The sequence below is a fragment of the Maribacter corallii genome (assembly GCF_047345415.1).
Classification (GTDB): Bacteria; Bacteroidota; Bacteroidia; order Flavobacteriales; family Flavobacteriaceae; genus Maribacter_C.
In genome coordinates, this window is record NZ_JBLFEP010000003.1 from 178,771 (window position 1) to 195,934 (window position 17,164).

General features: G+C 43.4%; 15 protein-coding genes and 1 other RNA gene. 6 read left to right on the plus strand and 10 right to left on the minus strand.

The features are described from left to right. Positions 1–6 precede the first annotated feature (6 nt). A complete protein-coding gene (gene fahA, locus ACKWCA_RS10775) occupies positions 7–1,290 on the minus strand; it encodes a fumarylacetoacetase (RefSeq protein ID WP_413978205.1) in 1,284 nt (427 codons plus the stop codon). Positions 1,291–1,401: 111 nt separating this feature from the next. Between fahA and glyA the strand changes: the two genes are divergently transcribed. Beyond that, positions 1,402–2,676 carry a serine hydroxymethyltransferase gene (glyA, locus tag ACKWCA_RS10780; protein ID WP_413978206.1) on the plus strand — a complete coding sequence of 425 codons (1,275 nt, stop codon included), beginning with the start codon at positions 1,402–1,404 and terminating at the stop codon, positions 2,674–2,676. Positions 2,677–2,741: 65 nt separating this feature from the next. On the opposite strand, the gene ACKWCA_RS10785 is transcribed toward glyA, so the two are convergent. The 8 genes from ACKWCA_RS10785 to ACKWCA_RS10820 form a co-directional block, all read right to left on the minus strand. Further along, positions 2,742–3,398, minus strand: a complete 657-nt coding sequence (locus tag ACKWCA_RS10785) for a hypothetical protein (protein WP_413978207.1) — start codon at positions 3,396–3,398, stop codon at positions 2,742–2,744. Positions 3,399–3,567: 169 nt separating this feature from the next. Next, entirely contained in the window at positions 3,568–4,257 is a 690-nt protein-coding gene (locus tag ACKWCA_RS10790) for a response regulator (protein ID WP_413978208.1), read from the minus strand. Beyond that, positions 4,258–6,219, minus strand: coding sequence for a tetratricopeptide repeat-containing sensor histidine kinase (locus tag ACKWCA_RS10795; RefSeq protein WP_413978209.1), 1,962 nt, complete (start codon positions 6,217–6,219; stop codon positions 4,258–4,260). A 201-nt stretch (positions 6,220–6,420) separates the two neighbouring features. Beyond that, a complete protein-coding gene (locus tag ACKWCA_RS10800; protein ID WP_413978210.1) occupies positions 6,421–6,570 on the minus strand; it encodes a hypothetical protein in 150 nt (49 codons plus the stop codon). Between the two features lie 142 nt (positions 6,571–6,712). Beyond that, complete coding sequence (locus tag ACKWCA_RS10805; RefSeq protein WP_413978211.1) at positions 6,713–7,462, minus strand: LytR/AlgR family response regulator transcription factor; 750 nt, start codon at positions 7,460–7,462, stop codon at positions 6,713–6,715. A gap of 251 nt (positions 7,463–7,713) precedes the next feature. Further along, the gene (locus tag ACKWCA_RS10810; RefSeq protein ID WP_413978212.1) at positions 7,714–9,255 is read right to left on the minus strand and encodes a hypothetical protein; all 1,542 of its coding nucleotides are present in this window, start codon (positions 9,253–9,255) and stop codon (positions 7,714–7,716) included. A 42-nt stretch (positions 9,256–9,297) separates the two neighbouring features. After that, positions 9,298–9,699, minus strand: a complete 402-nt coding sequence (locus ACKWCA_RS10815; protein ID WP_413978213.1) for an acyl-CoA thioesterase — start codon at positions 9,697–9,699, stop codon at positions 9,298–9,300. An 8-nt stretch (positions 9,700–9,707) separates the two neighbouring features. Beyond that, a complete protein-coding gene (locus tag ACKWCA_RS10820) occupies positions 9,708–10,751 on the minus strand; it encodes a glutaminyl-peptide cyclotransferase (RefSeq protein ID WP_413978214.1) in 1,044 nt (347 codons plus the stop codon). A gap of 164 nt (positions 10,752–10,915) precedes the next feature. On the opposite strand from ACKWCA_RS10820, the gene ffs reads away from it, so the two are divergent. The 3 genes from ffs to fsa all read left to right on the plus strand — a co-directional run bounded on the left by ffs (position 10,916) and on the right by fsa (position 12,645). Beyond that, positions 10,916–11,014, plus strand: an RNA gene (gene ffs / locus ACKWCA_RS10825) — signal recognition particle sRNA small type. A 100-nt stretch (positions 11,015–11,114) separates the two neighbouring features. Continuing rightward, positions 11,115–11,924, plus strand: coding sequence for an SDR family oxidoreductase (locus ACKWCA_RS10830; RefSeq protein ID WP_413978215.1), 810 nt, complete (start codon positions 11,115–11,117; stop codon positions 11,922–11,924). Between the two features lie 67 nt (positions 11,925–11,991). Further along, positions 11,992–12,645 (plus strand): fructose-6-phosphate aldolase, encoded by a 654-nt coding sequence (fsa, locus tag ACKWCA_RS10835; RefSeq protein ID WP_413978216.1) that lies wholly within the window; start codon positions 11,992–11,994, stop codon positions 12,643–12,645. Between the two features lie 69 nt (positions 12,646–12,714). Here the strand turns inward: fsa and ACKWCA_RS10840 are convergent, their stop codons facing one another. Then, positions 12,715–14,109 (minus strand): TlpA family protein disulfide reductase, encoded by a 1,395-nt coding sequence (locus ACKWCA_RS10840; protein ID WP_413978217.1) that lies wholly within the window; start codon positions 14,107–14,109, stop codon positions 12,715–12,717. A gap of 242 nt (positions 14,110–14,351) precedes the next feature. Here ACKWCA_RS10840 and ACKWCA_RS10845 point away from each other — a divergent pair, with 242 nt between their 5' ends. Together ACKWCA_RS10845 and ACKWCA_RS10850 are read left to right on the plus strand one after the other, a co-directional pair. After that, positions 14,352–15,980, plus strand: a complete 1,629-nt coding sequence (locus ACKWCA_RS10845; RefSeq protein WP_413978218.1) for an ABC-F family ATP-binding cassette domain-containing protein — start codon at positions 14,352–14,354, stop codon at positions 15,978–15,980. 27 nt (positions 15,981–16,007) lie between these two features. Next, on the plus strand, positions 16,008–17,132 hold the full coding sequence (locus tag ACKWCA_RS10850) for a hypothetical protein (RefSeq protein WP_413978219.1): 1,125 nt from the start codon (positions 16,008–16,010) through the stop codon (positions 17,130–17,132). Positions 17,133–17,164 lie beyond the last annotated feature (32 nt).

Sequence of the window (17,164 nt, forward strand, 5' to 3'; positions counted from 1 at the left end):
AAATGCCTAATCTATTTCGCGCGCGGGAAGTAATTTAGTGGACACCTCTCCAAAACCGATCCGACTACCGCTTTTTTCGCAGAATCCTTTCAAGATGACCGTGTCGTTATCGGCAATGAACTTTCGCTCGATATTGTTCTTTAGTGGTACCGGTTTGGTGCCTTGCCAAGAAAGTTCGAGCATAGAACCATAAGAGTCGGGGGTAGGTCCGGATATTGTTCCACTCCCCATCATATCGCCACTATTGATCGTACAGCCATTGACCGTATGATGCGCCAGCTGTTGTACCATAGTCCAATACATATACTTGAAGTTGGATCGGGTTACCGTGGTCGCTTCTTCGCCTTCAGGGGCAATAGCAACTTCTAAGTGAATGTCATAACTGTTCGCTCCCTGGTGTCTGAGATAGGGAAAGGGCTCAGGATCTTGTTTGGGACTTTCCACGCGGAAGGGCTCCAAAGCATCCATCGTAACGATCCAAGGGGAAATGGAAGAAGCGAAATTCTTGGCCAGAAACGGGCCGAGGGGGACGTATTCCCATTTTTGAATGTCGCGGGCACTCCAATCATTGAAGAGTACCATTCCAAAAATATAGTCTTCCGCTTCGGCAATCGGTATGGCTTCTCCCAAGGCATTGGCATCGGTCGTAATAAACGCCATTTCCAATTCAAAATCGACCAGACGTGAAGGACCGAATACGGGATGTTCCGCCCCTTTCGGGAAGGTCTGCCCGACAGGCCTACGTACCGGAATACCACTGGGCACAATGGTCGAGCTACGACCGTGGTAGCCCACCGGTATATGCAGCCAATTGGGCATCAAGGCATTTTCCGGGTCGCGAAACATGGTACCTACATTCGTGGCATGTTCCTTACTTGAATAAAAATCAGTGTAGTCACCGATTTGAACCGGTAGTTTCATTTCAATTTCGTCCATAGCGAACAAAACGACCTTTTTATGATCTTCATTTTGTTGCAGGCTTGGATTTTCAATATCGAATAATTCGCTTATCCTATTGCGCACTGCGCGCCAGGTCTTTTTTCCATCCGATATGAAATCGTTCAGGGTGTCCTGTAGAAAGATATCATCGGTCAGCGGTATACCCTCAAAATAACCCAGCTGGTGTAAGGCCCCCAAATCAATGGCATAATCGCCGATCCGTGTACCGATAGTGATGATATCATCTCGGGTCAGAAAAACCCCGAAGGGTATATTTTGAATGGGGAAGTCGGAATCTTGGGCTACTTCGAGCCAAGATTTTTTAGCAGGATCGTTCGTATTCTCGGGCATGGACGAATTGTTAATTTGTATTTGATAAATAACGTATCAAATATATTATTTTCCACTAATTAAAGGACGGCAATTTGTATTTTTACCGCTCATTTAACAGAATAGTGCAAGATGCAAAGAGACCAGCAAATTTTTGATTTGATCGAAGCCGAAAAGGAACGACAACTCAACGGAGTCGAACTTATCGCCTCGGAAAATTTTACCAGTCCGCAAGTAATGGAGGCTGCGGGTTCGGTACTTACCAACAAGTATGCTGAAGGGTATCCCGGAAAGCGATATTATGGCGGTTGTGAGGTGGTCGATGAAGTAGAACAGTTGGCTATTGATCGTGCGAAGGCACTTTTCGGTGCGGCCTATGCCAATGTACAGCCACACTCGGGATCTCAGGCAAATGCCGCGGTCTACCACGCCTGTTTGAAACCGGGAGAAACCGTTTTAGGTTTTGACCTCTCCCACGGCGGTCACCTGACCCACGGGTCGCCTGTAAATTTTTCGGGAAGACTTTACAATCCTGTTTTTTACGGAGTGGAAAAGGAAACCGGTGTGTTGAATTACGACCATATTCAAGAAATCGCAACGCGAGAGCAACCGAAAATGATCATTGCGGGGGCTTCGGCCTATTCGCGTGACATGGATTTCAAGCGCTTTCGTGAAATTGCCGATAGCGTTGGTGCCATTCTATTGGCGGATATCGCACACCCCGCCGGCCTAATTGCCAAAGGTATTTTGAACGATCCCATTCCACATTGCCATATCGTTACGACCACGACACACAAAACCTTGAGAGGCCCTAGGGGCGGACTCATTTTGATGGGTCAGGATTTTGAAAACCCCTTTGGGATTACGCTGAAGAACGGTAAGCTAAGAAAAATGTCCGCGCTATTGGATTTGGCTGTGTTCCCGGGCAACCAAGGAGGCCCGTTAGAACATATCATTGCCGCGAAAGCCATTGCCTTTGGAGAAGCGTTGACCGATGATTTTTTAAACTATATGCTACAGGTCAAGAAAAATGCGGCCGCAATGGCTGCTGCATTTGTAGCCAAGGATTACCATTTGATTTCAGGAGGAACGGATAACCATATGATGTTGATCGACCTTCGAAATAAGGACATTACCGGAAAAGATGCCGAACGAATTTTGGTACAGGCCGATATTACCGCTAATAAAAATATGGTTCCTTTTGATGATAAATCCCCTTTTGTTACTTCTGGTATCCGTTTTGGTACGGCGGCCATTACAACAAGGGGCCTAAAGGAAGCGGATATGGCCACCATTGTCGAATTCGTAGATGAGGTTTTGACCCATCCTGAAGATGAATCCATTATCGCTAATGTTCGTACCAAGGTCAATGAATTGATGAAGGGCAGGCCCTTGTTCAGTGCCTAGCGAATAGAAACTTGGGCCCGAAAGGCTCGACTGTGTTATCCGTTAATCGTTATTGGGTTGTTGGGCTACCAGTTCAACATATGCAAATCACCTGAAATGATCGCGGTATTTTTGAGGTCGTAGATCAATGCCCCATCGTCGGAATAAAAATACAGTCCCCAATACTTGAAATAATCTTGAATGTCGTGATTGCCGTATATGATATTCTTCATCAGGGTCATATCATTTTCGATAAGGCTCTCTTCAAAAATGGGAACATAGATTTCATAGGGAATCTCGGTCACTCCTTTCGTAAAGTGTACAAAGTTCTCACTTAAGGACTGTAAAATAGCTTCCAGCTGCTCTGGAATACTTTCATCATAAATTTTGTTGATGATGATAGACGTATCCTTCATGAAAAAAGACAGCTCTTCTATCTCAATATCAAAGTCGTTACTTTCCTTAAGGGTCTCCAGTAGTTCTGAAAAGTTAAGGTCGGGACTATTGAAATTTCCCCACGTACCGATATTCAAATGATGTAACATTTCGGTAATACCGAAATTACAGCTAATCTCCAAAACCAGTTTGGCGGATTCCGAATCCTCGATGCATTCATGTATGGCGACCTGTGAAAAAAAGTATTTCTCTAGGTCCTTCTTAAAAGAGCATAAGCCTTCAATACGGTTGCTCCTATTGAGTCTGACCGAAGGGTTATTCCTGAAATTCTCGTGCTTTGATGGCATGTTAGGTAATAAGAAATTAGCATTTCTATCAAATGTACTTTTTAACCATGACCCGCCACCATAGGAAAACCGCATAAAAACGGAGGTTTTCGTAGGTCGATGATTCAATATTTTTTAAATATTTGAAAATCAAATAGTTAAAAAATATTGAAAACAAAAAAAGTGCAATTTAAATGAAGCCTTTGCGCCGCGCTTCTTCAATTAGGGCAATATCGTTACCGCTTTCTATCCCGAAGAGGGTTTTTAACTGGCGTTTTCTCGACTCGACCGTGGTGGTCGCGGAGGATATAAGGGGAGCGATATCTTTAGTACGTGTGCCGATGGAGATATAATACAGTATCTTTTTATCCAGTTCGTCAATGACAAGATCGTTTTTCATTCTTCTTCGAATGGCTGTAAAGGCACCCGCGGTATAATAGGGTGGTTTGTCAATGACCGTCTCGACCATGGTTCGAAGTGATTTTTCATCGATTTCCGATTTGACCATGTACCCGTCTGGATCGACTGATTTGAAGATGCTGTTAATTCGTAAGTTATCACTATATGATGACATAAAGACCACTCTTGATTCCGGAACGATTTCACGGGCCAATACCCCGAGGTCCTCACCGCTGCGAATATCGCGCTCATGGGTCGGAAATAGTTGAATGTCCAATAAAATGATGTCGTAGTTCAAGGAGCGCGCCGAAAACTCGATTTTCTCCTTACCGGCCTCATAACTTGTTGCAATGTCGACCCGTACCTTAAAATCATCGAAGTCTTCCGCTTCAAGAATGTATTTATACCCGGTGGTGGTCATCTCATGATCATCGATGGCCAAAATACGTATGATCCTTTGTTCTTCGTCTTCTTCGTTCATCTATGCGTTTTGTAGATTCTCGGATTCCTTCTTGGCTTCTTTTCTAGTGTCTTTTTTAATGATCGGAATGGTCAGGGACACGGTCGTGCCGTTTCCGATCTCACTTTCAATGTTCCAAGTACCGTTTACTTTTGTTGTTCTAGAAGCGATATTTCGCATTCCGATACCCTTTTTTCCTTTTTTGACAACGAATCCTTTGCCGTTGTCAGTAATACGAACCCCTACTGTGGCTGTATCTGCCGTTAATTGCAAATCAATATGTGTACATTGGGCGTGCTTCACGGCATTTTGAAGACTTTCTTGAATAATGCGGTAGAGATTGATCTTGATATCGCTATTGAGCGCATCCCAATCCAAATGCTCGGCATAGTTGAAATCGATCGTAATATCGGCAGACTTTTCGATTGTTGTCTTCAAATCTTCCAATGACAGTATAAAGTTATGAATTTTTTGATAGGCTGCATGGCTCAATTCATGAGAAATCGATCGTACCTCTTCCTGTATGTCCTTTAGCATGACAATAGCCCTTGACCGTTCACTTTTGGCATCGTCGTCATCACGCTTGTTCAAGCCCAGTAACATCATGCGGGCGCCTTGCAGCCTGCCTTGCACACCATCGTGTAGTTCTTCCGAAATGCGTTTTTGTTCGATTTGTTTGCCCTCCTGTAATTTTTCGCCCTGGGAAAGCAAGAGATCCAAAATCTCTTGGTTACTGGTCTGCTGTTCTTGTTGAAATTTCAGTTTTTGATTTTTGATGCGTTGGGAGATAATAACAAAAGCGGCGATACCTAATAAGAGCAGGGTCAGGGCGATACCGGTCCATAATTGCCGTTGGCGTGCCAACAATTCGTTTTCGGCGACCACTTCATCGGTTTCGAAACGGATACGGGCAAATTTATTACGTATTTTACGGTCTTCCGTCTGTAGACTATCATTTAAAGCAATGTACTCCTGCACATAGTCTCTTGCATTTTTCGGATTTGCTTTAGGCAGCAACTTTAGCGTTTCCAATAAACGGCTATAGTTGCTACTTTGCTTGGCAAGGTCGTGGGCCTTATTCAAGAGGCCAAGGGCTTTTGCAGTATCTTTTTGTTTAAGATAATATTCCCCAAGATTATAGTTCGTATGTGCCAATTCAAAAGTATCGCCGATACTGTCTTGAATATGCATTGCTTTATAAAAAAGTTCGGGCAATTCCGACTCCTCATTCAATTTAAGTTTGCTATAAGCCAGGTTATTGATAGACCTGGCATACAATCTTGGGTTTTTAAAATAGATACTATCTACAGTCACCACTTCTTCAAAAAGAATTTTGGCTGCCATAAAATCGCCTTGTTTTTTGTAAGTGGAACCAATATTGTTTTTTAATCCTATTTCCAAAGCGTCCCTTGATTTACTCTTTTTAAGATATTGCTGACCTTCTTGATGGTAGGTCAATGCTTGATTGTAATTCTTGAATTCCCTTGAAATAATCGCTAAATTGTTATAGCACCGGTACAATTGCCTATTGGCATTTATTGGTTTTAATAGTTCAATAGCCTTAACCGTATTGATTTCACTTCCCGTATAGTCCCTGACATCAAGTTGTACAATGGCCATATTGTAAAACATACGGCCTGAATAATCATTTTCGCCAAGTGCATTATAAAGTTTTTGAGCAGAAGCAAAATGATAGTAGGCGCTGTCCGCTACCGAATTCGCTCTTAGAAATTCGGCCAAATCCCAATGTGCCTCAGCTTTGGCAGTTGAGTCCCCCATTTTTTTTGCTAAAGCCAAAGCTGTTGTATTAGCCTTTCTAAATTTTGAGGAGTCTTTCAATCGAAGATAAGCAAGGGACAGTTTGGAGAAGTACTTTACCTTTAAGGAGTCCTTCATGCTTTTTGATAAGGCTTCCGCCTTTTCAAGATAGGCCGAGCGTTCTTCAAAAGAATTCTTTTTATCCCGACCCTGTTTAATCAACACTCCTATACTATCGGTTTGTGATTGATTAGATATAGTCCTATTACGGTTAACCTCCTTACAAGAGCTGCTCAGAAGAAACGCAATTAGGAAGTAGAAGAGATGCCGCTGATTTTTGATAGCAAAGGGATATACGTTTGTTAGATACAAGGTATAAAAAAAGCCCTAAACAAAATGTTTAGGGCTTCGAATTTTTAATATAGTCTAGCTGTCCCTTCCTTCCGTTTGGGTTTCATCACCATCACTTGCGTTCAATTCATAAAGTGTATCCGTTTCTGCGGTACTTTCTGCTTCGCATGAAAGTAGACCTACACTAAATACAACAACTGCCAAAATACTTGCTACTTTTTTCATCTTCATAATTTTAAGGGGTTATTTGATTATTTTTCGATAGGGTAAATCTAAGGGTACCCCGTCATTAGGGTGACCTCTTAAGCATTTTGCTAGTGAATGGTAGTAGTCTGCGAGTATTTGAACCGATTTTAAGAGAATCGATTTAATTCAGTGTGGAAATGGTGTTTTTTGTAAGCAGGTTTTTGAGCTCATCGATATTGTTACGGTACGATTTTGAAAAGGGAAGTTGCAGTTTGCGCAACTTTAAAGTGCAGAGGCCTCTTCCGTAACTAATCCCTGAAATGTAGTTGATATTGACAATATAGCTCTGATGTATACGAACGAAATTTGGAGGTAATTGTTGTTCGAAGGTCTTCAATGTCTTAAAGGCGTTATTGACCGTGCCATCTTTCATGATAAATTCCGTTGCGTTATTATCGGCCTGTAAATACAGAATATCATCGGTATTCAAATATTGGAAGTCACGGTAAGATTTGAGACAAAGGGTCGGCGGCGTCTCTTCTGCAGGCATTATCTTTTTGAGTCGCAACAATGATTTGCGAATATCGAATTCATCATAGGGCAGCAACCAATAGTCGAAAAAATTGTTCTTGATAGCCTCATAGGCATGGTCCTTACTACTTGAGATTCCGATCACAATGGGAATCTTATTATCGTATTGATGTAGCTCACTGGTCATGTGAAACGAAGACTCTGGACTATCATTAAGGTTGATAAAAACGATATCAGGGGAAAACTTGAGAATAGCGTTCAACCCTTCTTTACAATTCTTTGAAATAGAAGCGCAAACAAAATCACCATATTCTTCCAAAAAAAGCTGTAGCTGCAAATTGGAAGAAACATCAGAATTGATTATGGTGTAGCTAAACTGCATATCTCCAAGTAGTTTCATCTCAAAATTAGTATTAGTTGAACAAAAGAAACCCTACAAAAACCTTATAAAAATGGAGGTTTCAGGACGAATAGGTTATAAATTTTTCTAAAAGAAAGAAAAATCTTACAAATTATGAAATATAAGAAGATGTTTTTTGCGCTGCCTCATTTCTTCGGTAGAAATTCAAAAACGGAGGAGGGGGGGAGTACCGATGACTTTCGGAGGTAAACTTCTACTTTCTAAGATACAAAAAAGGCGGCAGTAGTGCGTTAGTTTTCGATAACTACTTCATAGGCTCCGATATCGGGCGAACCGGTACGGTCATTCCCCGATAGATCCAAAGGAACTTGCGCAGCACCTTCAAAATCGGCACGGTCACGAGCGGGCGAGAATTCCGCGATTCTGAAATCAGCCCCGGAAGCGTCAAAAAAGTTGGGTACCTCGTTCAGTAGGATCTCACTGTACAGTGCTCTATTGTCAAAATCATACAACGGGTCATTTTCAAACTGGTTTCCACTGTCGCGAAACTTGATCATACAGTTGGTGAACGAATAGTTGAAGTCGTTCGTACCATTAGTGCGCAGGCTCAATTCCAAAAACGTATTGCCATCAATGATACAGTTGGTAAAATCGGCCGTACGGAGATCGGCCGATTCCGAAGCGTTGAAGTTATCGATTTCCAAGGCTGCTCCGGCTCTGAAACCGTTTTGCCAGAAATTGGCGATCGTACAGTGGGTAAAGGAATAGGTGCCCCCCAGATTACAGTACAAAGCGCTGTTTCCTGCACCGCCCAAGACTACGTTTTCGGCCTGGATATAGGCCGATCTCGCCCAGAGATTGTTACTGGCGCTATTCAGGATCTGAGTGTTCCTCAACTGTAGGGTAGGGGTCTCGAGCAAACCGTCACCTTCGACCAAAATACCGGTAGTCGCGTTGCGTATCGTGAGGTGGTCGATCGTGTTATTGACACTGCCCGAGGCGATCCATACAGCGCCCCATTGGCCCGGTACTTCCGCAAGGGCCGATTCAAGCCGATCTCCTTCGAAGATCACCTCGTTTTCCATGAGTTCTTGATTGTCACTCAATTGCCCATTAATCTGAATAGTCGCGCCGGAGCCGACCAGAATTCCCGAATCTTTGTGAAAAAAGACACGGGTGCCCGCTTCCATACGTAATTGCCTTTCCTCGGGTACAGCGGCGTAGCCATAGACCACATACGGTTTTTCATCGGTGAATACCAATTGCTGATCGTCAAGATAAAACCCTTCAATGGTGATCTGGTTGCCGTCTGGATCAAGGCCAAGATCCACTGTTTCCTTAGTGCCGTTCGCCGTGGTCCGTGGAAACAAAAAAACGGCATCCTTGACCAAAGTAACCAATTGCACCTCCTGCAGGTTGGCTCCGGTATCGAACTGGATCGCTTCGGTGTTCAAGAATTCCGACGGTGCCGTTTCTCCAAGTTCAAAGGTAGATTCAATGAAGATAAAAAGACTGTCTCGAGCCAATAGGGGTATGTTATCGAATTCTTTCCCTGCCTCGCCATCAACGTTCAGACGGTAGCTACTGTTCTGTCCTTGGGCAAGGCGAATGCTTGGTATTTCAATATCGTCCCGGGTTCGATTATACACTTTCAAGGTACGGGTGCTACTGCTGATTCCTGTAAACACCGTGTCAAGAAATACCGTGTCTTTTGAAAACTCAAGATTGCCGGCGCTTGCAGCATATTCAAGATCCTTTCGGCATGAACTCCAGAGTATCCCGATAAGGAAGAGTATGATAAGGAGAAATGAGGAGCGCATGTTCTGAATCACCGATTAAGTGTTTAATTAGTATCGGGCACCACGTCGGATGGATTAGGTGACCTCTTTCGTAAAAACGCTTTTTATAGCGTCGGATATTCTTGTGGGCCGTAACGTTTCTTTATTCAACAGGCACCACTCGGTTTTTGAACGTAATAAAAGAAGATTTGTTTTAGCAGCATACATTTCGACTACCCTGATGGAGGTAGCGCCTCGACTTTCGGCAATATGGGTGCGCATGGTTATGACATCACCCAAAACCGCAGCGCTTTTATAACTGATGTGGTGGTTCATCACCACCCAGACTACACCCTCTTGCATTTCAATCGGGGCTTTAGCTTGCCAGTGCGCCTTAGAAATGTCTTGGATCCATTGCACATAACGTACGTTATTGACGTGATGCAGATCATCGAGATCATCTTCGGTTACGGTCAGGGTCTTTTCAAAATATTCCATGTTGGTGACTACTTCTTTATGATATTGACCTCGAACAGCTTGTCCCAATCCTTCCCTGTGACGAAAAACGTTTTTCTAGTCGGATGGTAGGCAATGCCATTGAGCACATTATCGGTGTCGCTCCAATTTTCGCCTTTGGTCACTTTCGCACTCAATCCGCCAAAATTGACCACACCCTCAATGGCCCCACTATCGGCATTTATGATCATAACACCGGATTTTTGCCAGACATTGGCATAGATTTTTCCATCGACGTATTCCAATTCATTCGCATTGTCGAAAATTGATTTGTTGGTGACAATCTCGATATAGTCTTCTTCCTTTAGCGTATCCGAATTCAATAGCCATAGTTTTTCGGTGCCATCGCTCTTAAAGATTCTATTTCCATCATTGGTCAAGCCCCAACCTTCCTTGCTTTCGCCGTATTGGAAATTATCTAGTTTCTCAAAGGTGTTCAGGTCATAAATAAAGCCCATACCGCTGTGCCATGTCAACTGATAGATTTTTCCATTTAAGATGGTAATCCCTTCTCCGAAAATAGTGTTGTCCAAATCAATTTGATCTAGGGCTTTTCCTGTCTTAAAATCGACCTTTCTTACGAACGATCGCCCTTTCTTCCCCGTGCTTTCATAGAGGGTGTCGTTGTGGAACTCAAGCCCTTGGGTATACGCGTTATTGTCATGCGGAAATTCGTTTACGATTTCGTAGGTGTACAATTGGGGCGCATTTTCGGCCAATACCTTGATGCCCTTTGTGATATCGGTTTGGGTATCTTCGTATGAAACACTTGCCTTAAGCGTTTTATTGCCTAGTTTAGGAATGTCTAAGACGACCTTTCCGTCGTTGTATGCCAATTCCTTACCATCAATGGAATAGGTAACTCCCTTGATTTCCTTTCCCTTCTCATTTTTAATGGAAATCGCAATCTGTTCATTTTGCCGAAAACTATTGCCTTCGGTCTGTATTTCGAAGAGGACCGCTTTTTTTTCCCCGCCGCAAGCGGCCAACAGGAAGATCAGAAAACTATGCCGTACTAATTTGATGAAATTCATTAAAGTCACTATTTTAGATTTTGGTCTGGTATGACCCCGATTACTGGTCATAGGTCACAATGGATATTCGCTCATTCGACGAAAACACCACGGCGTAAAATTAAGAATGTAAAAAGGAATGCGAAAAGGATTGTGAAAGTTTTAAAACATTGTATCTTTGCATCTGGCAAGTCCTACACGACCAGCTCCTGTAGAATCCCCCAGGGTGGGAACGCAGCAAGGGTATATGGTTGTAGCGGTGCGATGTAGGTAGCTTGCCTTTTTTTGTACCCGAAATTCAAGGTTTTTCACGATATATTTTGAGGAACGACTTTGCAATCTAATTTTTTCGGCGATCGATTTATCCCTAATTTTGTAATCCTTATGGAGAATAAAACAGTACTGATTACGGGTGGTTCTTCCGGTATCGGTAAGGCTATCGGAACGTATTTGGTCGCCAAAGGATATACGGTATACGGTACGACGCGTTCATTGAACAAATACCCAGATTTCCATACCTTTCCGCTGCTTGAAATGGATGTTCGTGATCCTGCCTCGGTCGAAAAGGCGATAACCCAATTACTCAAGAAAGAACACCGTTTAGATGTATTGATCAACAATGCCGGTGTGGGTATTACCGGCCCTATTGAAGAAACGCCTGCTAAAGAGATTTTAGCTGCCTTTGATACCAATTTTAATGGGCCCCTTCATGTAATCAAATCGGTTTTGCCGCAAATGCGCGGGCAAAAAGCCGGACTCATTATCAATATCACTTCCATCGCCGGCTATATGGGCTTGCCCTATCGGGGAATCTATTCGGCAACCAAGGGCGCTTTAGAAATTGCCACCGAAGCCTTGCGAATGGAAACCAAGGATTTTGGTATAGCCATCACCAATTTGGCCCCTGGCGATTTCGCTACCAATATTGCGGCCGGAAGGTATCACACTCCACTGCTTGATGCTTCTCCATACCGGAAGTCCTATGGCTCCGTATTACAACAGATAGATGAGCACGTAGACCGTGGCGAAGACCCGATTCTGGTCGCCAAGATGGTTCTAAAGATCATCAAGACCGAACACCCTAAGGTGCACTATAAAGTAGGAACCTTTACCCAGAAATTTTCATTGATCTTAAAGAAGGCGTTGCCCGATAAAGTCTTTGAGAAAATGTTATTGAAGCATTATAAGTTGTAATTTCGCGGGTGTATTAGGGTAATATTCCCTTTGTAGCATCAATTTTTAATATAAACCGAATAGCAATATGAAATTTTTTATCGATACGGCCAATCTGGATCAGATACGTGAGGCCCAGGCGTTGGGAGTTCTTGATGGAGTGACCACCAATCCTTCTTTGATGGCGAAGGAAGGGATTACCGGAAGAAATAATATCTTGAAACACTATGTAGACATTTGTACTATCGTAGAAGGGGATGTTTCGGCCGAGGTGATTTCCACCGATTTTGAGGCGATGGTCAAAGAAGGGGAGGAGCTGGCCGAGTTGCACGAGCAGATCGTGGTCAAAGTACCGATGATAAAAGATGGTATAAAAGCCTTGAAATATTTTTCCGATAAGGGCATACGCACCAACTGTACCTTGGTTTTTTCACCTGGTCAGGCGTTATTAGCGGCGAAGGCCGGAGCCACTTATGTGTCACCATTTATCGGTAGACTCGATGATATTTCTACCGACGGACTCAATCTTATCGCCGAGATCCGACATATTTATGATAATTATGCTTTTGAGACGCAGATTCTGGCCGCTTCGGTGCGCCATACGATGCATGTTATCGATTGTGCCAAAATCGGGGCCGATGTCATGACAGGACCGTTGTCGTCGATCGAAGGTTTATTAAAGCACCCCCTTACCGATAGCGGACTTGCCAAATTCTTGGCCGATTATCAAAAAGGAAATTGAAATAGAATCGAAAGATAAAGAAGTCAAAAAAGCCCTGGATATTCAAATAAACCAGGGCTTTTTTACGTCTTATAAGGAAGCGGTATACATATCTGAAAAGGCATCGATAATGGTCGCATCTTCGGTAATCACACATCGGTTGAGATGATGAATGATCAACGCCTTGGTGATTTCTTCAAAATTGTCGGCTTTGAACTGCTTTTCGCTCTCAAGTCCGTAAGAATCGACCATTCCGCGCCAGGTGCTGTCATCCGTTTTGATGTTGATGCCCACGAATGTGTACTCCTTTTTCGTTTCTGACAAGTGCTCCACCCTTTTGAGGATACTTTTGAAATGGCCTCTGTCGTCACCGGTCCAGAAGTAGAACACCACCTTGCCATCCTTTGAAATATCTTGTAGTGAAATCTTTTCACCGGCCATATTGCTTACCAAGACATTGGGTATTTTTTTCTTAGGTTGCACATTCTGAATACCTTCATAGAGTTCGTTGATTTCCTTGATATGCCTATTGTTTCCGGATCGCAAATGAAAATCGGTAATAAAACTCTCTATGTTTTTTTCGGTATCATTGGCCGCCAGCAAGTAATTGAAGGCCACATTCCGAAATAGATTGTCCTTCAGCTCGTTTTCCTGTACAAGGCTGTCGATAAGACTTAATTTATGCCTATTAAAATGCAATTGATTCCGCACATGCCCGCCTTTGATCTCACAGGAAGATGCACAGGTAGAGAAAGAGAGGTTCTTGATATGGGCCTGCATGAAGTCATAGTAAGGCCTCAAGTAATTTAAATGGGGATTGGTAAAACTGATCGCTTCGCGATAGTCATAAAAATCCTTTGGAATATTTTTGAGTACATTCTGTCCGGTATGCTTGCGATGAGCAAACGGGTACTCCTCTTTGTAATTGAAATACGTGTAATCGATACTGGCTTTGGCAACAGCCTCAGCGCTATCGGACAGTTCCACTTCGGAAATCAAGTTTTCAAGATTCTCTAGTTTTTCAGCGCGCAACGAATCAACATGATGGGCGAACTCTTGTGGCTCTAACCCATAGAATTTTTTGAGAATGGCATTTTCCTCCTTTTCATTGGACAAGAACAGGTCTAATAGAAAATTGTTCAATTCGGCACTTGAGTTCGTTCCTGAAAAAACCAATGATTCATCGAAATCTATAGTATTCAGGCGCGCCATCAGGCTATCACCGGTCTCTAGATAAACATACTGATATTCAGGGGCGTGATTGAAGTGGTGCAAGCCTGCGGTAATGGAATCCAATTCAAAGGAAAATCTGTTCCGCTCGTCCAACTTGGCGGAGTCGATTACCTTTTCTCCTTTAAGAAGCACGACATAAGCGTCGGTGGGGTTGATAATCTGTCCCGCAAAAAAAACCTTGGGGGATTTTCTTTCTTCTCCATTACAACCTGCCAGTACGATAAGAAATAGAAAAAGTAAGTTTTTAATCATATAACACTATATGCTAGCTAACGAACAAAACTAAGAAACCCGTATATCGATTGCTGTTAATAGCGCGTTAAAAATTAGGGGTTTACGTTAACGCTGGTCCATTACGTACCCTTTGGGATACCTGAATCCCCCAATCCGAAATCCGTTGTAAAAACTACGGCTTTAATTGTAGAAAATTAGGTTTAAACTCTCTATTTTTGCACCGAATTACCTGAGGCTATACAGGTGTAAAGACTAGTGTTATGTTATCTGTTTCAAATCTATCCGTACAATTTGGAAAGCGCGTATTGTTCGATGAGGTGAATGTGTCGTTCACCCAAGGAAATTGCTATGGGGTCATTGGTGCAAATGGCGCCGGAAAATCCACTTTTTTGCGGATTATTTCCGGACAGATAGACCCTACCTCTGGCCATGTACACCTCGAACCGGGAAAGCGGATGTCGATTTTGGAGCAAAACCACAATGCCTATGACGAAGCTACCGTGCTCGAAACGGTGGTTATGGGGAACAAACCTTTGTTCGCATTGAAGCAAGAAATCGATGCGCTTTACGCCGACTACAGTGATGAAAATGCCGATAAGATAGGGGAGTTGCAGGTTAAATTCGAGGAAATGGACGGTTGGAACGCCGAAAGTGGTGCAGCGGCCTTACTTTCAAACTTGGGCATTTCGGAAGACTTTCACTACACCGCCATGGCCGATATGGATTCCAAACTAAAGGTACGGGTGTTGTTGGCACAAGCCCTATTCGGTAATCCGGATGTATTGATCATGGATGAGCCCACGAACGACCTGGACTATGAGACTATTGGCTGGCTCGAAAATTTCTTGGCCCATTATGACAACACCGTCATCGTGGTGTCGCATGACCGTCACTTTCTCGATGCGGTCTGTACGCACATTTCCGATATCGATTTTGGAAAGATCAATCACTATTCGGGCAATTATACATTTTGGTACGAGAGTAGCCAGTTGGCCGCACGTCAGCGCGCGCAGCAAAACAAAAAGTCTGAAGAAAAGGCCAAGGAACTACAAGAGTTCATTGCCCGTTTTAGTGCCAATGTGGCCAAGAGCAAGCAGGCGACTTCACGTAAGAAGATGCTATCAAAATTAAAGGTCGATGATATCAAGCCCTCAAGCCGCCGTTACCCGGCGATTATTTTTGAACGGGAGCGTGAAGCCGGAGATCAAATTTTAAACGTTGAAAACCTGTCCGCGCAATCAGAGGATGGCGAGGTGCTTTTTGAAAGAGTGAATATCAATTTGGCCAAAGGAGACAAAGTGGCCGTGATTTCACGGGATTCTAGGGCGACAACCGCGTTTTATGAAATTATCAACAATAACCGAAAAGCTCATAATGGCTCTTTTCAATGGGGAGTGACCACAAATCAGTCGTACCTGCCGGCCGATAATTCCGATTTTTTTACCGAGGATATCAATTTGGTCGATTGGCTGAGGCAATGGGCCAAAACAGAGGAAGAGCGTGAAGAGGTACATATTCGCGGGTTTCTGGGGAAAATGCTTTTCAGTGGGGAGGAGGCCTTGAAAAAATGCACGGTTTTATCCGGAGGTGAAAAAGTACGTTGCATGTTGAGTCGAATGATGATGCTCAGAGCGAACGCCGTGATGCTCGACGAACCGACCAATCACCTCGATCTTGAAAGTATTACCGCATTTAACAATTCGCTCAAGAACTTCAAGGGTACGGTGCTTTTCACGACCCATGACCATGAATTTGCCCAAACGGTTGCCAATCGTATTATAGAATTGACGCCCAAGGGCAATATTGATAGGTATTTGACGTTCGATGAATACATGTCTGACAAGACGATACGGGAACAACGTACTAAGATGTATGCGGTTCCTGTGTAAACTGTAGTGAACCCAAATACGTACATCATGAAAACCTACAATAGCATCTACGTGCTGCTCACTCTAGTGATTATAGGTTGCAGCAAGTCTGACGATAGTATCGTCAATGAGGAGAAACCTACCAGTATCGATGCGGATTATGCCGTAATGTTGTCTTCAGGAGCGACCCTCGCCCCGCAGTTATTGAATGCCAATGGAGAACTCCTCACCTTGAATCCGGAGGAAAGTAACTTGGCCAGTAAATCCATTCCACAATTGACCTCTTTAGAAGGAAGTGAATTCTTTCAATACCATAAAACCGGCTGTTCCGGAAGAATTACCAGACACGATTTTACCAAAGATGAAACAGCCGAAATCGATGTCTTTGATGACCTTGACGATTGTATGCTGACTGCGGTCGCTTTGCTGACTTCCGATACAAAGATCTGTATTGCCTATGAGCGTGAGATCGATGAGAAAACCTCCACTTTTGGGGTACGGATCATCGACCGCAAAAGTGCCGATCTCGATTTCGTTGATGTTCCCTTGAACAAGAAACCGCTTGACCTGGCCATAGCCAACGACCGTCTTTTTATAATGACCCTTGATGTGGAGCTCTCGGAGGAGAACTATCTATCCGTTCTCGATTTCAGTTCGAACTCCTTAATACATGAGATGAATTTGGGCTTTCGGGCCCGCCGTGTGTTCAACACTTCGGAAGATACGATTATCATTAGCTACGATGAATTGCATACGACACTTGATAGTGCGAGCCTCTCTTTCGTATTCACCAATTATGCCGAAGGTACTGAGCCTAAATTTACAGCGAATGCCTTTGATTGTTTTGATGGGGACGGCAAGTTGTATTATCCCAAAGCCGCTGATGCGGTGAGTACCTACCCGGAGATTCCTGCGGTCTATGATTTTACAAAAAATCTGGTTACCCTATATGCATACGAAAACTTCTTGACCGAGGAGAAACGTGATTTTGAATTTGAAATAGAGACCACGACTACCGTCAACTATGACGAAAAAAACGACCTGATCCTCATCGGCTATAAGAAAGTAGGCAAACAAGAAGGTGGCCTCTTACGCATTAAACCTAGCCCCGAACCCGCTTTTGTAGATCATATTGATCTAGAAGGCGTTCCTTATGTACTCTTTGTGAATTGAACAGAATATCATTCTTCTTAAGAGATTACGAC

What these genes read in the sequence shown, in the direction of transcription:
- ACKWCA_RS10840 (WP_413978217.1), bottom strand. Translation starts at nt 14,109, where the DNA reads ATGATTAAAAACTTACTTTTTCTATTTCTTATCGTACTGGCAGGTTGT.
- ACKWCA_RS10820 (WP_413978214.1), bottom strand. Translation starts at nt 10,751, where the DNA reads ATGAATTTCATCAAATTAGTACGGCATAGTTTTCTGATCTTCCTGTTG.
- ACKWCA_RS10800 (WP_413978210.1), bottom strand. Translation starts at nt 6,570, where the DNA reads ATGAAAAAAGTAGCAAGTATTTTGGCAGTTGTTGTATTTAGTGTAGGT.
- ACKWCA_RS10785 (WP_413978207.1), bottom strand. Translation starts at nt 3,398, where the DNA reads ATGCCATCAAAGCACGAGAATTTCAGGAATAACCCTTCGGTCAGACTC.
- glyA (WP_413978206.1), top strand. Translation starts at nt 1,402, where the DNA reads ATGCAAAGAGACCAGCAAATTTTTGATTTGATCGAAGCCGAAAAGGAA.
- ACKWCA_RS10790 (WP_413978208.1), bottom strand. Translation starts at nt 4,257, where the DNA reads ATGAACGAAGAAGACGAAGAACAAAGGATCATACGTATTTTGGCCATC.
- ACKWCA_RS10845 (WP_413978218.1), top strand. Translation starts at nt 14,352, where the DNA reads ATGTTATCTGTTTCAAATCTATCCGTACAATTTGGAAAGCGCGTATTG.
- ACKWCA_RS10815 (WP_413978213.1), bottom strand. Translation starts at nt 9,699, where the DNA reads ATGGAATATTTTGAAAAGACCCTGACCGTAACCGAAGATGATCTCGAT.
- fsa (WP_413978216.1), top strand. Translation starts at nt 11,992, where the DNA reads ATGAAATTTTTTATCGATACGGCCAATCTGGATCAGATACGTGAGGCC.
- ACKWCA_RS10830 (WP_413978215.1), top strand. Translation starts at nt 11,115, where the DNA reads ATGGAGAATAAAACAGTACTGATTACGGGTGGTTCTTCCGGTATCGGT.
- fahA (WP_413978205.1), bottom strand. Translation starts at nt 1,290, where the DNA reads ATGCCCGAGAATACGAACGATCCTGCTAAAAAATCTTGGCTCGAAGTA.
- ACKWCA_RS10805 (WP_413978211.1), bottom strand. Translation starts at nt 7,462, where the DNA reads ATGAAACTACTTGGAGATATGCAGTTTAGCTACACCATAATCAATTCT.
- ACKWCA_RS10850 (WP_413978219.1), top strand. Translation starts at nt 16,008, where the DNA reads ATGAAAACCTACAATAGCATCTACGTGCTGCTCACTCTAGTGATTATA.